Source organism: Shewanella sp. Pdp11, assembly GCF_002838165.1.
Lineage (GTDB): Bacteria > Pseudomonadota > Gammaproteobacteria > Enterobacterales > Shewanellaceae > Shewanella > Shewanella hafniensis.
This window is the reverse complement of sequence record NZ_CP015194.1, coordinates 1,894,024-1,911,256: the sequence shown is the minus strand read 5'-3', so window position 1 is coordinate 1,911,256 and position 17,233 is coordinate 1,894,024. Positions and strand designations below refer to the sequence as shown.

Genomic DNA, 17,233 nt, shown 5'->3' with positions numbered 1-17,233 from the left:
TTATGTGACAACGTTGTATTTCATTGGTAACATGGCGATAACATGACAAAGATCACGGTAGCTATCGATGAGTCCCCTTAACACATTAGTGCCCAGTAATACCCAATCTGCTCCGCGCTTAACTCGGCACTACCGAAACCTCAGTTTGATATTGCTACTTTGTGGAGTTTGGTTATTTTGGGCGAGCCATTTTCATTCGCCATTTGATCTTATCCAAGAATATGGCCGCTTTATTTTTCTGGGTATTACAGGAGCGATATTTGCCAATGCGACGGGAGCAGGCGGTGGGGTCATCTTTATTCCCGTTTTTTCGAGCCTCAACTTTAGTGAGTCTCAAAGCATCGCGACTTCATTTATGATCCAATGCTTTGGTATGACAGCAGGCGCGATTTCATGGTCACTGCATTATCAAAAACGTCACCGAGAAGATGTCGCCTGGTCTGGTTTTGTGAAAGCAGCATTACTTGCCGCCTTCTTTTCAGTATTAGGTTTCTGGAGTAGCCAATTACTACAGTTCAATTCGCCCTCTTCACTACACACAAGTTTCAGCATTTTCTCGATAATACTCGGTATTGCCATCATTCTCAGTAGCAAAAGTAGTACGCAAATAACTCGCGCAATAATGCCGATTGATTTTCTATCGCTCGCTCTCATTGGTTATTTCGGCGGTATTATCACAGCTTGGTTATCGGTAGGCGTCGGAGAATTAGTGGTGATTTATCTGATGTTACGGGGACTATGCGCCAAAATGGCAGTCGCCACCGGCGTTGTTGTCTCTGCGATTACCGTTTGGTCGGCAAGCCCTATTCATATCTTTTCAACAAATAGCCAAGCCCTTTTTGAGTTAGTGTTATTCGCAGGCCCGGGCGCCGTTATCGGGGGATTACTTGCTCGCAAATTAGCGCTATATCTCCCAGTAAAAGTATTAAAACTCTTTTTCTCCATTTGGATCATTTTGACGGGGATTGTTATGCTGTGACATTTTTTATGCTACAAAGTTAAAATAGACGATGAAACTAAATAAAAAGCACTATGCCTACTGATAGAATTTAATTATATTATTTTAAATACTACTTTCTATAATAAGAAAATTAAATAAAGTTTGATTACACCATTATTTATTTAATGGTGGAAAGCCAACTTCAATAACTAAGCATGTACGTGGTAAGTGGCTCTTGTGTACAGTTGTTCCATGTAAAAATCTTGCATCATGACAAACAAGTCGACCTGTTTTTGATTTGACAATATATTGCTTCTCAGCCGGGTATTCGTGACAATGCTCACCTCGCATAATGCTGTTATCTTTATCATTAATAAAAACCAAGTCTGCACTTTCATCTGGCACATCGGTATAATATATTGCAACTAAATGAGGAATAGTCCAGTCGTTATTTGCATGCCTATGTGCAATTGCATCACAATTATACTCCCGACATTCCGCACCTAATTTAGGAATAAATTTGCCGATAGCGTTCACCCAATACCTCCAAAATGATCTGCTGGTCTCCTGTTAGCTCCGTTACTTGTGGCGGAGCGTCTCCCTGTCGATATTCATATATGCCACCAAAGCGCAAAAAGATCCAACGGGCCGTCGGCTGCTGGGTCGGTTTCTTTTTCATATCCGCCACGCTGCGGTTTTGCTCCATTAATCCCTGCCGGATACGGTGCTCCAACGCGGCATAAATCATCAGGCTACAGGTCATCACCATCAGCAGCGCTTCAATCCGCTCCGGTTTTTTCAGGTACAGTGAGGAGGTTAAAAACTCCGGGCTCTTGAGAAAACGAAAGCCTCGTTCGACATTCTGCTGCGCTTTATAGGTGGCGAGTAGTTCGGCCATGGTCAGCGTATCGCTGTGGTCATTGGTCGCCAGGATGAACACACCGGTCTGGTTGCGAGCCTCTTCAACGCAAGCCAGGCTAGTTGCCGCCAACCCACGGATTTGAAACTGATGGCCAATTGGCTCTTCGCCACGCTTGGGTCTGCCACGCCCTGCATAAACGGGTTCACTCACCACCTCGGCATCCAGTTGCAGCAGCATCAAGCTGGCGGTAAAACGACTCAACTCAGCTTGGGCATCCGCCTCACAAGCAAAGCGTCGGGCACACAATTTGGCGAAGGCTTTGAGCTCGCGAGTACTGTCTTTGAGCAGGTTTTTGGCCAATGTCTGCTGCTCGCGATGGCCGGCCTGTTCGCTGCGCACCAGCAACCAGCGCTGCGCGACGCCGGCATAATTGGCACCTTGCCAACGGCCATGATAGCCATTGCCCAAGGCAGTCAGAGGTTGCGCGCCGATTGTTGCTACGGCCTGCTTGGCCTCGTTCAACGTGACAGGTACCCGGGTGACAAACAGTTGCTGCTGTTGCGCCAGCAGTTGCAAAGTATCGGCGCAGTACAGTGCCGCATCGCCGACCAGGTAACGACTCTCCTGCGCGGCCTTGAGACTGCTCAAGTGGCGCCGTACGGTCTGGGCAAAGGCCTTGGTATCATTACTATTACCACTCAAGGCCTGCATGTAGATGGGCAGGCCGGCCTGATTTTCACAGATAAGTTCCAGGATAACCTGGTTCAGCTCGGGCCGATGGTCGCGGCTATAGCCACGTACCAATTGCAACTTACCGAGCTGTTCGCCATCGGCTTGGTCATAGGCGCCATCGACGTGGAAGCTGGTGATATCGAGGTGCACTGCGGTACTTTTGAGTCCCAACCGCTCGACGACTTGCTCCGCCATCACCTGATAAAGCATGCTCACATCTGCCTCAAAGAGGGCATCGAGACAGCGACCGAGCACATCATCATTGAGGTCATCCGCACAGATCCCAGGGCCAATCAGGCGCTCTACAGGCTTGTTGGCAAAGAATTGCGGAAACATGTGCAAGGTGGAGCTATGAAAGCCCAGACCGTTCAATATCATCGCCACCAAAGCTTCACCATGTGAGACTTTGTAGGGAGGTGTTTTGGGGAGCACCGCATCAATCATGCGAGCAATGCCAAGTTCTTGGCAGAGTGCAGCAACCAAGCCAAGGTGATCGAGGTTACGAATAGAGATAGCGGGAGTGGCCATAATGATCTACCTGCAAAAAGTAGTAATAGATCAGAATGACCGATCGCCGTCAAGTTTTTTTAAATCTCAAATGAGGTGCGGAATGACGGATACTCCATCCTATTTGCCCAAGTTCGGTGATACTTAAGCTTTTTAATATCTCGAGTATTCTGAAACCCTAACAAAATAGCAGATTCAAATATACGTCTTAAAATCCAATCACCTAAAGGATTAGTTTTGAAGTTTAATAATTGTGGAATTGGATGGCTTTTATAAAGATGTGCAGTTGATAATGCCCGCCCACCTTTCGCATCAGGAACGTTGCCTTCATTGAGCACTGCAGGAAGTGAAAACAGCGACTCAAGTGTACTGTATGTTTCGCGTTTCCCCTCAAAACTATCATATTCGTCGAAATCAAACACACAAATAGCTTGTTCAAATACAGGCACTAACATTTTACCCCCTCATTACCAAAGTCTTATTATTTAAGATTCTTAGCTTCAAATGCTCGCATTAATCCTTCTAGCCAGTCTCTATGATTTAAGAGTAAGGTTTCAGCTCGCCCAACTAAGAGATCATTATCAGAGAAAAGTTTCTCACAATGTGTAATTTCTTGCTGAGATAAAGCCGAATGATTCGTTTTAAATTTCATTCCATATAAAACATACAAAAAATTCTTATGATCAAATAAATCAAAACGACTAAAAAAGTCAGACTGATGCGGAGGACGTAATTTGAATCTAGCTAAACGCTGTTTTAACTCAAATGAAACAGTATCCTCTTTTTGATTATCTAACCAAAATGATGAGTCTTTCCGGTCAGAAATACAATAGTGCAACTTAATGAAGTCAACAACACGCTCCCAAACATACGTAATAACACTATTATAATATGAAGTAGAGACGCTAATATCCTCTATAGTTCGAGGAAAATGACGAGCTAACAGTTCAGCAGAAAAATCGGAAACTAATATAGATGTCGCCTCAAGTGGCTCAACAAAGCCTTGGGCCAATCCTAAAGCAACACAGTTTTTATGCCAGAACTCCTTTCTATAACCAATCTCCATCGGAATTTTCCGCGGCTTAAATTGAGCTTTTTCGACTTGTAAGTAATCAGCATATAACGTTAAAGCCTCCTCATCACTCATATGCCGACTTGAGTAAACAAAGCCAGTTCCGCGACGTGTAGTGAGTGGAATATCCCATATCCAACCTGCCTTATGGGCTGTCGCAGTTGTATAGGGATTGATATTTTCTTTAGCATTCAGAGGCACTTGCTGCACCAAAACAGTATCAGTCAGTAACTCACTTGATTTACTTTCGAAAGGGACTTTCAGTGCTTTATCGATTAGGATTGAAGAAAAACCACTACAATCCACATAAAAATCAAAAGCTAATGATGAATTATCAGCAGTGATTAAATGTGAAATCAGCCCAAATTGATCCTGCTCAACTCCAACAATAGTGGCAAATTGATGCTTAACATTAAACTTTTTTTGTGCGTTCTTTGCTAATAAACCTGCAAACTTTAATGCATTAAAATGATAGGCATAAGATAGGGCCCCATCATAGTCTCCCGAGCCTTTTAGCTTAGGGGATAAACCTAAGTCACAAATCCTTGCCTGAATGCCAACATCATCAAATGGACGTTGACTCGCGTGAGAAACCCAGTAACTTGAGACATCAATACCTGCAGGGTAAGGGGCATCGAAAGCATGATAGTAATGGTTGTCTCCGTGCACGTTTTTATCGAGCCAATTAACAAACTTGATTCCTTGCTTAAAAGTCGCATCACAAGCCAGCAATAGCTCTGCTTCGGAAATGCCAAACCGCTTCAATCCCTTCGCTAGATATGGAACACTTCCTTCACCGACACCGATTGTTGGCACATCTAACGACTCAATTAAAGTAATCTCTATTTCAGGATCATGGCACAACTCAGCCCCAAGGTGATTTGCAGCTAACCATCCAGCTGTTCCGCCTCCTATAATTGCAACACGTTTGATTTTCATAGTGTTTGTTTACCTATAAAAAAGCCCAGTCAAGACTGGGCTTTTGAATTACAACAAAGTGTTAGAATACAAAGCTAGCACCAAGTTTATATGTCGTTTCGCCTTTAAATGACCATGCAGGGAAATCATCTTGAAGCGCAGGCTTAACTTCAGTACCTACGCCAGCAGCACCATATTGAACGTCATCTTCAGCTGTTAAGTTAACAATTTCAAGACGTAATGCAATAGCTTCTGTCACATTCCAACCTAAAGTCACATCGAGTGTACCAAAGGCATCATGCATACGGTTGCCGTAATACTTACCATATTCACGAACCATGTACTCAGAACGCCAGTTATAAGCGGCACGTGCTGAGAAATCATCATTCTCCCAGTAGCCGACTAAGTTAGCACTATGCTTTGATGACTCTGTAAACATACCTATGTTGTCAGTATAAACTTCTGAAGGTGCACTACCATCTGCATATGTATAGTTCGCATTAACACCGAAACCGTTATCAAATGCATGGTTTAACTGCAGTTCGACACCATCGATCTCACCACCACCGGCATTTTCATAGGTATTAACGGTCCAACTATCAGCTGGCACCTCTAAATCCTTATTTATGATACCAATGGATTGATTAAACTCTGACGAAGCGACAATAAAATTGCTTATGTCTTTTATAAAGTATGTAGCAGAAACAAGATTGCCATCACCATAGTAATATTCAAGACTCAAATCAGCCTGCGAGGACTTCATCGGCTTTAAGCCTGGAGTTCCTTTCGTTAAAGCTTCATTCCCTTTACGATCATCTGGGAATCCAGTTAAAGTTGCTAGGAACAAATTATCATAGTTAGGACGAGTAATAGCTTGTCCTGCGGACATACGTAAGATCAAATCCTGAGCTAAATCGAATGAAATGTTGAAGCTCGGTAAGACATCACTATAGCTGTCTTTAACGCTATGAAGCTCTTCACTCCAACCTTGGTTAACAGATAAGATATCCGCTGGTGAGTTATCAATCACATGGCCGCTCGAAGTGACATCAGTTTGGATATAACGTAAACCAAAGTTACCGCGGAAACCTTCACCATCAAACGAGAACATACCATACATAGATAGGTTATCTTCTTCGATCAAACCATAGGCTGAGCGGCTGTAGGCAAATTGATCAACCAGAGACTCTGTGGCATTAATCATAGCGTCTAGATCAGCTTTAGGAATCGTCCAACCGTCATAACCTAACTTCATTGTGCCACTGTAAAGGTCTGAAGTTTTAAATTCATTTGTTTTGGTTGGATCATAGATGGCGCGGTATTCGCTTTTCTCAAACTCATGTTGTGTGTAACGAACGCCAGTTTCAAACTTATTGATAACACCTAGGTCAAGGTCAAAATCAACATCTAACTGAAAATAAGTTTCTTCGTCAGAGTTAGGTCCTTTAATCCCCGTCCAAGTTGATGTACTCACAGTTGTATCTAATTGGTCTTGGGTAAAGCCCATATCACGACCATTGATATCAACCTGTTTGCCTGTAGCATCAACAGTACCCGCCCACTTAACTTGGCCAAACTTATCACCCCACCAACCATAACCAAAGTTAGCACTCATTTGAGTACCACCTTCAGCTTTTGTCCTTCCTGCAACACCTGAAATTGCGAAACCATCACCTTTATAGTCAGCGTTCAACTCAAAAGTATCAGATGTCATTTCACCTTTACGTGCCCAATTCTGGAAAAATACATCTGATGGTGCATTTTCAGGTGTGACACTTAACGTACAAACACCAGCAGCATTGAACTGTTTACATGCAGACGGATTAGTTGTGTTCCCTGGTCCAGCTGTGCCATCTTTAGGGGCACCAGCCCAGTTCGTATCGGTTTCAATATACATGTTAGCGCCAATACTATCAGCACCGAGTTTCAGTGATAGTACGTGTGCACCAAATTCTAAATTATCAGTTGGTCGGAATTGTAATGTTGCATCTAGCGCAGTGCGCTCTTGCTGCTGCAAGAAACTAGATGGCTGAACAGAAGAACGTCCACCCCAATCTAAATCCGCTTCAGTACCAGTCCTTAAATACTCACGATCAATATATGAACCCGCAACTAAGACACCAAATGTCTCGTCATCATTTTTCCAGCTATACAAACCAGATAATTCAGGTGCTATATCTTCATTTACAGTGCCATATTCGCCCTTTGCAGAAACAAATACAGAATTAGCGTCCATATCAAGAGGCTTACGGGTTTTAACGATAACCGTACCACCAATACCACCTTCAACAAGATTGGCTTGAGTGGACTTGTACACTTCCATGCCACCAATCAGTTCCGAAGGTAACATAGAATAGTTAAACGAACGGTCGACGTTCATTTGATCGTACCAACCAGTAGATGCTACATTCTGGCCATTTAAGGTGGTCAGAGTCATTAAAGGATCGGTACCACGGATAGAAACTGAACTACCTTGCCCAAATGTACGCCCCACAGTTACGCCAGGGACGCGACCGAGAGCTTGGCCAACATCAGAATCAGGAAATTTACCAATATCTTCCGCAGTAACAGCATCCACTACTGCGTTAGAAAATCGTTTTTCATTGATATTGGCTTTATTTGAAGCGCGAATACCGCGAACTTCAATTTTTTCAATATTTTCAGGTACGGCGGCGGTTGCCGCTGCATCTGCAGCGACAGCGCTGATGGATACAGCACTGCCGAGTAGGACAGCAATATTTGTTGCTAGTACAGTTTTCTTAAAGGTAGATGGTCGCATCTCGTTTCCCTTCCATAACTTTATTATCGTTTTAGTATTCATAACCATTCCCGATGGAATGACAACGCTGTCATGTCTAGTGCAAACATTACACAATAATTAACAGCCTTGCCACAACAAAATAACGATGGAAGCAAAAAAATGTCATAAAGCAGAATTTTGAATCAGTAGTTTTATTAAAAATCATTATAAAACATGAGCTTTAATATTATGACGTAAATTTACAACTCCAAGCATAATTGTAACAACGATAAATTAACGCCAATTTGTAACAATTCAGGATTGCTAAGCACATCAAAAGCTCGCACTATAAGACGTATAAGTAAGAAAATACTGATAAAAATGTAAACTTGTAAATTGCTGGCAAAGAATTTACGTTCATAGAACAGTTAACCCTTCGCGACCTTAGACAAAGAGTTTTTACATCAATGAAAGTCACTATCAACGACGTAGCTAAATATGCTGGAGTGTCTATTAAGACAGTATCCCGTGTCACCAATAACGAACCTTCAGTGAAGCAGGCCACAGTTGACAAAGTGAACGAGGCGATAAAAGCACTTAACTATCAACCTAATTTAGCAGCGAGAAACCTTGCGGGCACAAAATCCTATGCTATTGGTTTTATTTACGATAATCCAAACGCATACTACATTATTGATATGCAAAATGGGATCTTGGCAGCCTGTAAAGACAAGGGCTATGAACTGGTCATCCACCCTTGTAATGCTAAATCAGAGACCATTTGTGATGAGCTTACAGCACTAGTCAAATATTCTAGGCTAGCGGGATTAGTACTGACGCCTCCCTTGTCAGAAGATCCAAAAGTACTCAAAGCGCTTACTGAGATTGATGCTAACTATGTGCGCATTATTGCAGGTGAAAAGGACAAGGATCAGAATGGATTGACTATTTTAGTCAACGATAAATTTGGTGCCGTTGAAATCACCCAGCATCTAATTGACTTAGGCCACCAGCATATTGCTTTTATAAGTGGGGATTTACACCATGAATCCACCAAAGAACGGTTACTTGGTTTTAAACAAGCATTAACAATAAATGGTCTAAAACTGGATGAAAACTACATAATTGAAGGGAAGTACTCATTTGAGTCCGGTGTTGACGGTGCGAATAAGCTTATTAAACTAGAACATCGTCCGACTGCGATTGTAGCTTGTAACGATGAAATTGCCGCTGGTGCACTTTTTGCGGCTCGTTTAGCGGGCTTAGATATCCCTGTAGACTTATCGATTGTCGGTTTCGAAGATAGCCCATTCTCACGTCAAACTTGGCCTAAACTGACCACAGTACATCAGCCAAACGCAGAAATAGCGCAAGTCGCAACAGAATTATTAATCGCAAAACGTCGCGAGCAAGATGCGATATATTCTAAGACTTTTACGCCTGAACCTATCATTCGCGACTCGTCGGCTATTCCTAAACCATAAAAAAGAGAGCATATTTGCTCTCTTTTAGTCATATTAAATTACATAGATATTAATGTAATTTAAGTTTTGGCCGCTGCCATTTCAATAATTTTTGCGCCACTCGATACACAATTGCCGAAAACCAACCATAAAGACTGGCTAAATGCCTTTGATACAAAGATATATACATCAATCTTGCAATATGCCCTTCTACAAAGAAAGTGCCAGAACGTAGGTTTCCCATCAAATTGCCTACTGCAGAGAAGCGGCTTAATGACACTAATGAGCCGTAATCTTTATAAACAAAAGCCTTTTCAGGCTTACCTTGTAACCGATTAACGATATTATCAAACAAGGTATCAGCCATCTGGGCTGCAGCTTGCGCCCTTGGTGGGACAGGCTGACCGGAACTTTGGATCAATAAGGCGCAGTCACCGAGGGCATAAATATCTTGATGACCTTTAACTCGCATACAATCATCAACTTCTACTTGATTTCGCGGCGTAATGGGCAATTTAGTAAAGTTCTGAAACGCTTTCGGCCCTTTTACACCTGCCGCCCAAACTTTTAAGCCCGCTTTAATGACATCACCATCTTGAGTGATAAAACCATCACGAGTCACTTCTTTAACTTGAACACCGATATGTAAACGTATACCTATTTTATCAAGAACAGACTGAGCCCTAGCACTCACACGCTCAGGCAATTGGGGGAGAATTTTGGGTGATGCTTCAATCAAATGCACATCAAGGTGATGTTTAGCAATGTTCAGATAGCCATACTCTTTAACAGATTCAATCACATGATGAAGTTCTGCCGCTAATTCAACACCGGTCGCACCAGCACCAACAATGCCAATACTGACTCTTTCTTGTGTTTCGTTTAATTGGAGTAATGCGTCGAGTAATTTATGATGGAATAGGTTGGCATTTTCAAGGCTATCTAAGAAGATGCAGTGTTCATCAGCTCCTAATGTATTGAAACTATTAGAAACACCACCAAGTGCGAGGACTAAAAAATCATAATCGATTTGTCGCTGATCTAACAGTATCTCGCCTTCATCATTATAGACGGCAGCTAATTGAATCGATTTGGCATCAGGGTCGCACTGCTCTATCTCACCACGAATATAGCGGTAACCATTTTTAAGCCCATGATCGCGGTAGAGTAAACCTTCAATAGATTGGTCGATCACGCCAACAGCAACTTCGTGTAATTTAGGCTTCCAAATATGAATAGGACTTCGGTCAATTAAGCACACATCGACGACATCACTACCGCCCCATTTACGGCCCAACTTAGAGGCAAGTGCTAAACCTGCAGCACCACCACCCACGATCACTATTCTTTTTGTAGCCAAAATGACAACCTCATAAAACTCATTTGCGAGGCTCAGTTATACCATGTTACAGATAAGAGATAACTACATTAGTTCAGTAAAACTAACGATTTTGCATTAAAGATATTTCAGAAACTCAGCAGTACTTCCATCAGCTTAGCCAACAAAAAAGGGCCACAGGCCCTTTAGATTCGTTAGTCAGCAGTTTATACCGCTTCTTCGTTTTCTTCACCCGTTCGAATACGGATAACACGTTCAACATCAGTGACAAAAATTTTGCCATCACCAATTTTGCCGGTGCGGGCAGTTTCAACGATCACATCAATTGCTTGATCGAGCAGATCGTCCTGGATAACTAACTCTATTTTCACTTTTGGCAGAAAATCCACCATGTATTCAGCACCACGATACAGCTCTGTATGCCCTTTCTGGCGACCAAAGCCCTTGACCTCAAGCACCGTCATTCCAGTAATACCAATTTCTGCAAGTGATTCGCGCACATCATCTAATTTAAATGGCTTAATAATGGCTTCAACTTTTTTCATTAAAAATTCCTCGTCCCTTGCAATAACATAAACAAACAGAATAACACTAGCTTACACGGGGTTAGGTTAATATTGAAGAGAATGTAGTGCTTTACTCATAAAACACAGTTTCTACAAAATCGCTTTTAGCACGTAATAGTCTAAAAAAAGCACTACAACTGTTACGTAAGATTTTATAATTACATTCTAGCCAAAACAAACACTCGCTCGCGGGATGCAAGCGCAAAATAACAAGGATTTGTTATGAAAACTCATCAAAAAGGCTTTAGCCTAATAGAACTTATGACTTCACTTTCCATCTTAACGATCTTACTTACAGGCGGAATACCATCCTTAACTGATGTTTATACCCAATATAGAGCTGATAGCAGCATACGCATCATCCAACAAACGCTACAGTTTGCACGTAACCAAGCAATTACCCTTAACAGAACAGTGACAGCATGTGCTGTTATCGATGAAAAATGCGTACAAAATTGGCAAGTTGGACTAACAGTATTCATTGACACTAACAAGAATGGTCAACTAGATGACAGCGATAAAATACTCTATATGACAAATGCTTTTGATTCGAAAGACATAGTTAAATACAATCGTACAGCAATCCGGTTTCAGCCTGACGGGCTGGCATCTGGTACAAATGGAACACTCAAATATTGTCCCTCATCAGTCACAAGCCCTTATTCTAGAGCTGTTATTGTTAATCAAGCTGGACGTGTACGTCTATCAAAAAACAGTAATATAAATTGCTCATAATCGAATAAGAGGAAAATGATTAAATTAGACTAATCCTTTAAAAATATCGCAAACAACATATCTTTCTAAAAGTTATAGTCAAAAAAGTCAAAAGATTGATTATAAAATGACTTATCTATTTATGCTGAAACTAGCAACATTCTCGCTTATACTTCACAAAGAATAAGCGAGGATGATCGTATGCGTAAAAAAAAGCAGGGCTTTACATTAGTGGAACTGATGGTCACTATCGCAGTTGCAGCAATATTACTGACTATTGGTGTACCGTCGATGATATCACTCTACGAGGGTATTAGAGCAAATACTGAAATTGAACGTATACAAGAGTCAATATCGTTTGCTCGCAACCAAGCGGTTAGTTACGGTAATACGGTTAGTATATGTCCTCTATCAGGTGCTAGCTGTGATAATGATTGGAGTAAAGGATTTAAAGTCTTCATTGATAATGGTACGCTTGGCACTCTTGATTCAACAAATGGTAGAACCGATAAAGTCATCAAAGTAGTTGATGGTTTTAATGATAAAGATTATGTTGAATATGATAAATCCTCAATTAGTTTTAATACTGAAGGCCTAATCGTTGGTTCATTAGGTACAGGAAAAATAATTTACTGCCCAGGTAGTAAGACAAGTACTCAATCAAAAGGTATACAAATAAGTTCATCTGGTCGAGTACAATCCTTAGCATCGACAGCAGCTAACTGCAATTAACGATTTATTTTAAGTGCTTTCTATCAAGTCCTCTTGCGATTAGTGATTTAAAATCTCGATAGTCAGGAATGCACTCAATTACATTTCTAACATAAACTGATTGATTATCGAGAATACCTACCTCAGTAGATATAAGGCTTGCAGCTCTAAGGTCCGCTTCCTCCTTTAGCCAACTAAAATAAGCAATCTGCTCTCCTCTAGAGGTATCAATATGACATTTATAGGTTTCATCTAAAGATCCTGCAATTGCATGAGCAGTAACAAAACTCAATCCAACAACGACAACACTCGTTAAATTCTTCATTTCCAACATTCCTTAGGCGTTTTTTCACCAATTGAATTCATGGATATTGTCACGCATGGCGCGTCACGAGATGCTTGAATACCTTGAGCGGTAGCAGTAACGGTAAACGCTCCAGAGCTTACGGATGAATCCACTTTATAAAGTTGATTTTCAACCACAAAAGGGTCCAATTTTAAACCCAACTTAACCATATCCGCAGTATATTCACGATTATCGAGATAAAACTGCTCTTGAAGATTAGCAATACGCATAACTGCAGCGATTCCATCTCCGCGAGCTCCTTTAGCAAGATACGCAGTATAAGATGGATAGGCAATAGACGCTAAGATACCTATGATAACCACTACAATCATTAGCTCAATTAACGTAAAACCTTCACTTTGCTTCATAGTTAAGTTACTCATCTATGTGATAATAAATTCTATTAACCCCTAAGCCGCCACCAACACATTTTTCATCATCATCTTTACAACCGTCATCGCCATCGACCTTTTCCATTTTATCACCAGCGGCACCAATCCCAATAAGATACATATAGCTTTCACTTGCTCCATTAGGAGGAATAACAAGTTGTGGGGTATCTGGTACTCGCTCCCCCATTTCAAGATAATCTTTATTATTGATTGATTTGTAAGAGCGAGTCCCTTTATGCAAACCAAAGCCATAAAGCCTCCCTAATCCAGAGACTAAACATTGATTCTCTGCTGAGTTATCACCAGGCACATATGAAGTAAAAAATACCTTCCCTTGAATAATTGTCGCACCCGCTAAACTCTTCTCACCAATACTTCCAAATTTATAATACCAACCACGTTTCTTACCAAAAGCAATGTTGTCAACGTCAGTTTCTGGAAGAGGTGAAGATACATTATATAAATCATTTAAGACCAAAGCATTTGGAATTTCGTTCCCCTTTGCTCCATTAAATGACTTGGTTACTACATTGCGATCTTGCAATGTAAAAAACATATCTGAGCGCCACTTATCTGTTGGTATAGGTCTATGTCCACTACCAATAACAACAGCATCATATGGAACACTCTGATAAGTTTTGGTTATTTTTGTTTGGCCATTTTCGGTAACTGACACCTCTGTTAAATTACTAAATGATGTTTGTGCTACTACAGGCTCGGCAAAAAAACGTCTGTCCGTTGCAACGGTAGTCCCACCTAAGTCGGCGAATTTAAAGGCTGTCCATGGCCTTAAAGAGTCTTTTGGATTTGTACTCGGTAAATCAATTCGCCAAATATTAGCACCAGTATCCGCAGCATAAATTCTATCCGTTAGCCTGTCTCCATTAGAATCTAACACAGCAACAGAATTAGGAATACTGTCAGTAATGCCTGGCATAAGTGTACTGTTCCCTCCAGAGCTTGGTCCGAAGAAATGAACTAAAGCTCCAGTTTCAGCATCAACGATAAACACTCCACGCCCTTCTGTATCAGTCTCACCCACTCCACTACCATCTTTTTTTGTAGGGGTATAACCAGCACCAAATATCAGTACAGGTTTAGCACTTGAAGGGCTAGTATTTCCTGATGGCCAGCCTGGAATCGTTGTAATTACCGGCTTTGACCAACTTTGCCCCATTTCAGATATACCTAAGGACGCAGCATCGATCTTCCACATAAACTTAGGCGAGTCAGGAGCCGTAATATCCAGAGCATAGTATGACTTACCGCCCCGTCTCATACCGACAAATACCCATGCCTTTTCAACCGATGTTGGGCCTGTTTTAACATAAGCAACGGGTGGACTGTCTAACCCGTATACAGAATGAACGCCGGTTGGGACGTTTGCTCTTAATTCTCTTAAATTTGGTAAGAGTTCATAAGGCATAAAAGCCCAGCTTTCATTAACAGCAGCTCCCTCATCTTTAAACATATGTAAGAAACCATGATTGGTCCCCATTAAAATACGGATATCAGGAGATGTCTTAGTGCCAAAATTAATAGCGAGTGGTTTAGAATGTAACGGATCCCCTAAAATATCCTTACGTTTTTCTGTTACACTGTTATCACCATCATCATCATCTACATCCGCACCTTTAGCCCAATCAAATAGCTTAGACAGTTGCGCCTTCTCAACGCCAATATAATTAGCCAGAGCTGTTTCACCACCGGCTTTATTTTCAGCATTTGTTTTCGTAAAATCCGTTAAACTAGAACCAAAATTACCATAAAGTTTACGACTACTGGTACCTCTTAAAACCTGTGAAGCACCACCTAAGCCAACATCATTACCATCACCACCCGCACTTGTTGACGCACAAATTGCATCATCGGTCCAAATTGAACAAGCAGAAGACTTAATGTTTCCATCTAAACCAATAGCCTTGTCGCCATTTTTATCAACTATGTCACCATCTCCTGTAACCGTGAATTTTTTAAGATTTCCCTGCCAACGAGGCCCCTTATTTGGTAAAAACATTGCGTAATATACTGCATCGAAAGTTTGAGTACGATCAAAGTTATTGCTAGCGATCGATGGTGACGTAAAGCTTGCATTCACCTCAAGAATATTTGAAAACACCTTTTGAAGTGCCGCTTGTAGTTGCGTTGCATTTCTTGCTGCAAAATATTGTCCACCGCCTCGAGCCGCAGTTTCTTTCAATAAAGGCTCAGCATCATTAGCGCCAGAGCTAAAACCAATAGTATAAGTACTAATAGTTTGAACGTCTTCTATCTCACTATTAACATCATTTTTATTCATCCACCCAGCAAGGGCTGCCAAATAACTATTATCATATCGATTAGAACTGCTAATACCAGGAAAGTTTTTTACATAACCATCTGCTGCAGTATCAGATGTAGGTTCGCCATCCGTCATATAAACTACATAAGCTTTATTCTGGCACTTCTGCAATGATAGTGGTGATTTATATCTCCCATCTTTCTCAATAGTAGTATCACGGCCAGGACTTAATTTTGGATCTCTATTTTCATAACCATACAAAACATTGCCACCAGAATAATAACTAAAAGCTTCATAGAGTGTTTCACACAATGGAGTATTCCCCCCTGCGACTAAATCAGGAACAATATCAAGTAAAGTTGACTTTGTTGTTTCATCAGTTCGCTTTATTCCATTTATAATGCGACCTCCATTATTTGAATCACTACCTGAACCATCATTATTTCGGTTAAAGACGGCAATACCAAAATCAACTCCTGGAGTCGTAACTATGGTGTCTCCCATAACGCGTTGCGCAATTGCCATTCGTGTGTAATATTTTTTTATTTTAGTAGAATGATACCAATTAATATATTTTTCAGTATAGATGGTAACAGGCTGACCTGTACCTAGAGCTGTTAATTTAGATTTATCTATAGCTAAATTAATTTGCTCTTGGGTCGAGCTAGCATTTAGAACGGCATAAGGCACCGGAGATGCCTGAGAACCTTCGCCGTCTATAGGAAATCCGGAAGGTTGTCCTTTCGCATTTTTTATATTTTTAGCATCTATATCTTCAAAACAGTCGATAACATGGATATTTGTGCCTTCAATAGGCAAATCCTCCCAACTCCCCGTTTGACCAGAAAAACTATACTCACGCAGAAAGCCTGTAAACATGCCATAATCTTTTAAATATTCTAATGATGTAGCACAACCATTTAGTGAGTTAATGAAAAAACGCTGACTAATACTCTCAGGAACATCCGAGCTACTGCGACTAAAATAGAGTTTTGTGCTATCAGTGATTACATCGCCCCTTTCATAAAAAGTATCTGTATACTCATTAGTTCCCATACTTCCAGATGTATCAAAAATAATTAACACTTGCGGACGAGAACCAGAACGTGCCGTAGATTCGAAAACATATAATTCGGTATCGTCCGCAAAGCTAAACCCAGATAAAATAACCATGCAAAACAATATAGAAACAGTAATTTTTTTTGCCCACATAATTAACTCCCGGTTAATACTTCTTGCTCTATACCAGCAACAACGGTCAATCGCCCCATGTCATCTCGGCCAAACTTTGCTTCACTACTCACTTCAACACGACGACACATAATTAAACTTGAAGAGCTTGCTTTTGTACTACGTTGACAAGTAACATCACCAGAAACCATCGGGGTGAAAGTATTAATTACACCCAAAGCCGCATCTTCAACTGTAGTAACAGCTGACATATTTGCCATGATTTTACCTTGCTGAGAAACGATTACTTTATCTTGAGCACCTATCGCTGAGGCCATAGCTCCAATGCGATCAGACCCAGCGCCTGACATTCGTATTGACTGAGTCGAATTCACAGCCAAAGCAACTCCGATAACAGTCATGAGTATCAGTACGATCAAAGAAAAAAATAACACTATCCCTTTCTGCTTTTTCATTAAC

At 41.1% G+C, this 17,233-nt stretch carries 15 protein-coding genes; 4 read left to right on the top strand and 11 right to left on the bottom strand.

Annotation, left to right across the window (positions count from 1 at the left end; translation table 11 throughout):
• Nucleotides 1-67: 67 nt before the first annotated feature.
• On the top strand, nt 68-979 hold the full coding sequence (locus AYJ58_RS08460; protein ID WP_106649755.1) for a sulfite exporter TauE/SafE family protein: 912 nt from the start codon (nt 68-70) through the stop codon (nt 977-979).
• A 135-nt stretch (nt 980-1,114) separates the two neighbouring features.
• Here AYJ58_RS08460 and AYJ58_RS08455 read toward each other — a convergent pair whose 3' ends face one another.
• The 5 genes from AYJ58_RS08455 to AYJ58_RS08435 form a co-directional block, all read right to left on the bottom strand.
• Complete coding sequence (locus AYJ58_RS08455) at nt 1,115-1,477, bottom strand: putative 2OG-Fe(II) oxygenase (RefSeq protein ID WP_106649754.1); 363 nt, start codon at nt 1,475-1,477, stop codon at nt 1,115-1,117.
• Nucleotides 1,449-3,062 (bottom strand): IS1634 family transposase, encoded by a 1,614-nt coding sequence (locus tag AYJ58_RS08450; protein WP_106649753.1) that lies wholly within the window; start codon nt 3,060-3,062, stop codon nt 1,449-1,451. The genes AYJ58_RS08455 and AYJ58_RS08450 overlap by 29 nt, the downstream gene beginning before the upstream one ends.
• 59 nt (nt 3,063-3,121) lie before the next feature.
• The gene (locus tag AYJ58_RS08445; RefSeq protein WP_198555639.1) at nt 3,122-3,496 is read right to left on the bottom strand and encodes a hypothetical protein; all 375 of its coding nucleotides are present in this window, start codon (nt 3,494-3,496) and stop codon (nt 3,122-3,124) included.
• Between the two features lie 26 nt (nt 3,497-3,522).
• Nucleotides 3,523-5,052 (bottom strand): tryptophan halogenase family protein, encoded by a 1,530-nt coding sequence (locus tag AYJ58_RS08440; RefSeq protein WP_106649752.1) that lies wholly within the window; start codon nt 5,050-5,052, stop codon nt 3,523-3,525.
• Nucleotides 5,053-5,113: 61 nt separating this feature from the next.
• A complete protein-coding gene (locus AYJ58_RS08435; RefSeq protein WP_106649751.1) occupies nt 5,114-7,810 on the bottom strand; it encodes a TonB-dependent receptor in 2,697 nt (898 codons plus the stop codon).
• A gap of 428 nt (nt 7,811-8,238) precedes the next feature.
• Between AYJ58_RS08435 and AYJ58_RS08430 the strand changes: the two genes are divergently transcribed.
• A complete protein-coding gene (locus AYJ58_RS08430) occupies nt 8,239-9,255 on the top strand; it encodes a LacI family DNA-binding transcriptional regulator (RefSeq protein ID WP_106649750.1) in 1,017 nt (338 codons plus the stop codon).
• Between the two features lie 49 nt (nt 9,256-9,304).
• Here AYJ58_RS08430 and AYJ58_RS08425 read toward each other — a convergent pair whose 3' ends face one another.
• Entirely contained in the window at nt 9,305-10,594 is a 1,290-nt protein-coding gene (locus AYJ58_RS08425) for an NAD(P)/FAD-dependent oxidoreductase (protein WP_106649749.1), read from the bottom strand.
• A 185-nt stretch (nt 10,595-10,779) separates the two neighbouring features.
• Nucleotides 10,780-11,118 carry a nitrogen regulatory protein P-II gene (glnB, locus tag AYJ58_RS08420; RefSeq protein ID WP_028760911.1) on the bottom strand — a complete coding sequence of 113 codons (339 nt, stop codon included), beginning with the start codon at nt 11,116-11,118 and terminating at the stop codon, nt 10,780-10,782.
• Nucleotides 11,119-11,361: 243 nt separating this feature from the next.
• Here glnB and AYJ58_RS08415 point away from each other — a divergent pair, with 243 nt between their 5' ends.
• Together AYJ58_RS08415 and AYJ58_RS08410 are read left to right on the top strand one after the other, a co-directional pair.
• On the top strand, nt 11,362-11,874 hold the full coding sequence (locus AYJ58_RS08415; RefSeq protein WP_106649748.1) for a GspH/FimT family pseudopilin: 513 nt from the start codon (nt 11,362-11,364) through the stop codon (nt 11,872-11,874).
• Between the two features lie 180 nt (nt 11,875-12,054).
• On the top strand, nt 12,055-12,585 hold the full coding sequence (locus AYJ58_RS08410; protein ID WP_106649747.1) for a GspH/FimT family pseudopilin: 531 nt from the start codon (nt 12,055-12,057) through the stop codon (nt 12,583-12,585).
• A gap of 4 nt (nt 12,586-12,589) precedes the next feature.
• On the opposite strand, the gene AYJ58_RS08405 is transcribed toward AYJ58_RS08410, so the two are convergent.
• From AYJ58_RS08405 to AYJ58_RS08390, 4 genes are read right to left on the bottom strand one after another with little or no spacing between them, the layout of a single operon-like run.
• Entirely contained in the window at nt 12,590-12,889 is a 300-nt protein-coding gene (locus tag AYJ58_RS08405) for a TapY2 family type IVa secretion system protein (RefSeq protein ID WP_106649746.1), read from the bottom strand.
• Nucleotides 12,886-13,278, bottom strand: a complete 393-nt coding sequence (locus AYJ58_RS08400) for a type IV pilin protein (protein ID WP_106651782.1) — start codon at nt 13,276-13,278, stop codon at nt 12,886-12,888. Before AYJ58_RS08400 ends, AYJ58_RS08405 begins: the two co-directional genes overlap by 4 nt.
• A 7-nt stretch (nt 13,279-13,285) precedes the next feature.
• Nucleotides 13,286-16,795, bottom strand: a complete 3,510-nt coding sequence (locus AYJ58_RS08395) for a pilus assembly protein (protein WP_106649745.1) — start codon at nt 16,793-16,795, stop codon at nt 13,286-13,288.
• Nucleotides 16,796-16,797: 2 nt separating this feature from the next.
• Entirely contained in the window at nt 16,798-17,229 is a 432-nt protein-coding gene (locus AYJ58_RS08390) for a pilus assembly PilX family protein (RefSeq protein ID WP_106649744.1), read from the bottom strand.
• Nucleotides 17,230-17,233: the final 4 nt, after the last annotated feature.

Coding starts and splice junctions, on each gene's coding strand:
- AYJ58_RS08460 (WP_106649755.1), top strand. CDS start 68: ATGAGTCCCCTTAACACATTAGTGCCCAGTAATACCCAATCTGCTCCG.
- AYJ58_RS08450 (WP_106649753.1), bottom strand. CDS start 3,062: ATGGCCACTCCCGCTATCTCTATTCGTAACCTCGATCACCTTGGCTTG.
- AYJ58_RS08445 (WP_198555639.1), bottom strand. CDS start 3,496: ATGTTAGTGCCTGTATTTGAACAAGCTATTTGTGTGTTTGATTTCGAC.
- AYJ58_RS08440 (WP_106649752.1), bottom strand. CDS start 5,052: ATGAAAATCAAACGTGTTGCAATTATAGGAGGCGGAACAGCTGGATGG.
- AYJ58_RS08435 (WP_106649751.1), bottom strand. CDS start 7,810: ATGCGACCATCTACCTTTAAGAAAACTGTACTAGCAACAAATATTGCT.
- AYJ58_RS08430 (WP_106649750.1), top strand. CDS start 8,239: ATGAAAGTCACTATCAACGACGTAGCTAAATATGCTGGAGTGTCTATT.
- glnB (WP_028760911.1), bottom strand. CDS start 11,118: ATGAAAAAAGTTGAAGCCATTATTAAGCCATTTAAATTAGATGATGTG.
- AYJ58_RS08415 (WP_106649748.1), top strand. CDS start 11,362: ATGAAAACTCATCAAAAAGGCTTTAGCCTAATAGAACTTATGACTTCA.
- AYJ58_RS08410 (WP_106649747.1), top strand. CDS start 12,055: ATGCGTAAAAAAAAGCAGGGCTTTACATTAGTGGAACTGATGGTCACT.
- AYJ58_RS08405 (WP_106649746.1), bottom strand. CDS start 12,889: ATGAAGAATTTAACGAGTGTTGTCGTTGTTGGATTGAGTTTTGTTACT.
- AYJ58_RS08400 (WP_106651782.1), bottom strand. CDS start 13,278: ATGAAGCAAAGTGAAGGTTTTACGTTAATTGAGCTAATGATTGTAGTG.
- AYJ58_RS08395 (WP_106649745.1), bottom strand. CDS start 16,795: ATGTGGGCAAAAAAAATTACTGTTTCTATATTGTTTTGCATGGTTATT.
- AYJ58_RS08390 (WP_106649744.1), bottom strand. CDS start 17,229: ATGAAAAAGCAGAAAGGGATAGTGTTATTTTTTTCTTTGATCGTACTG.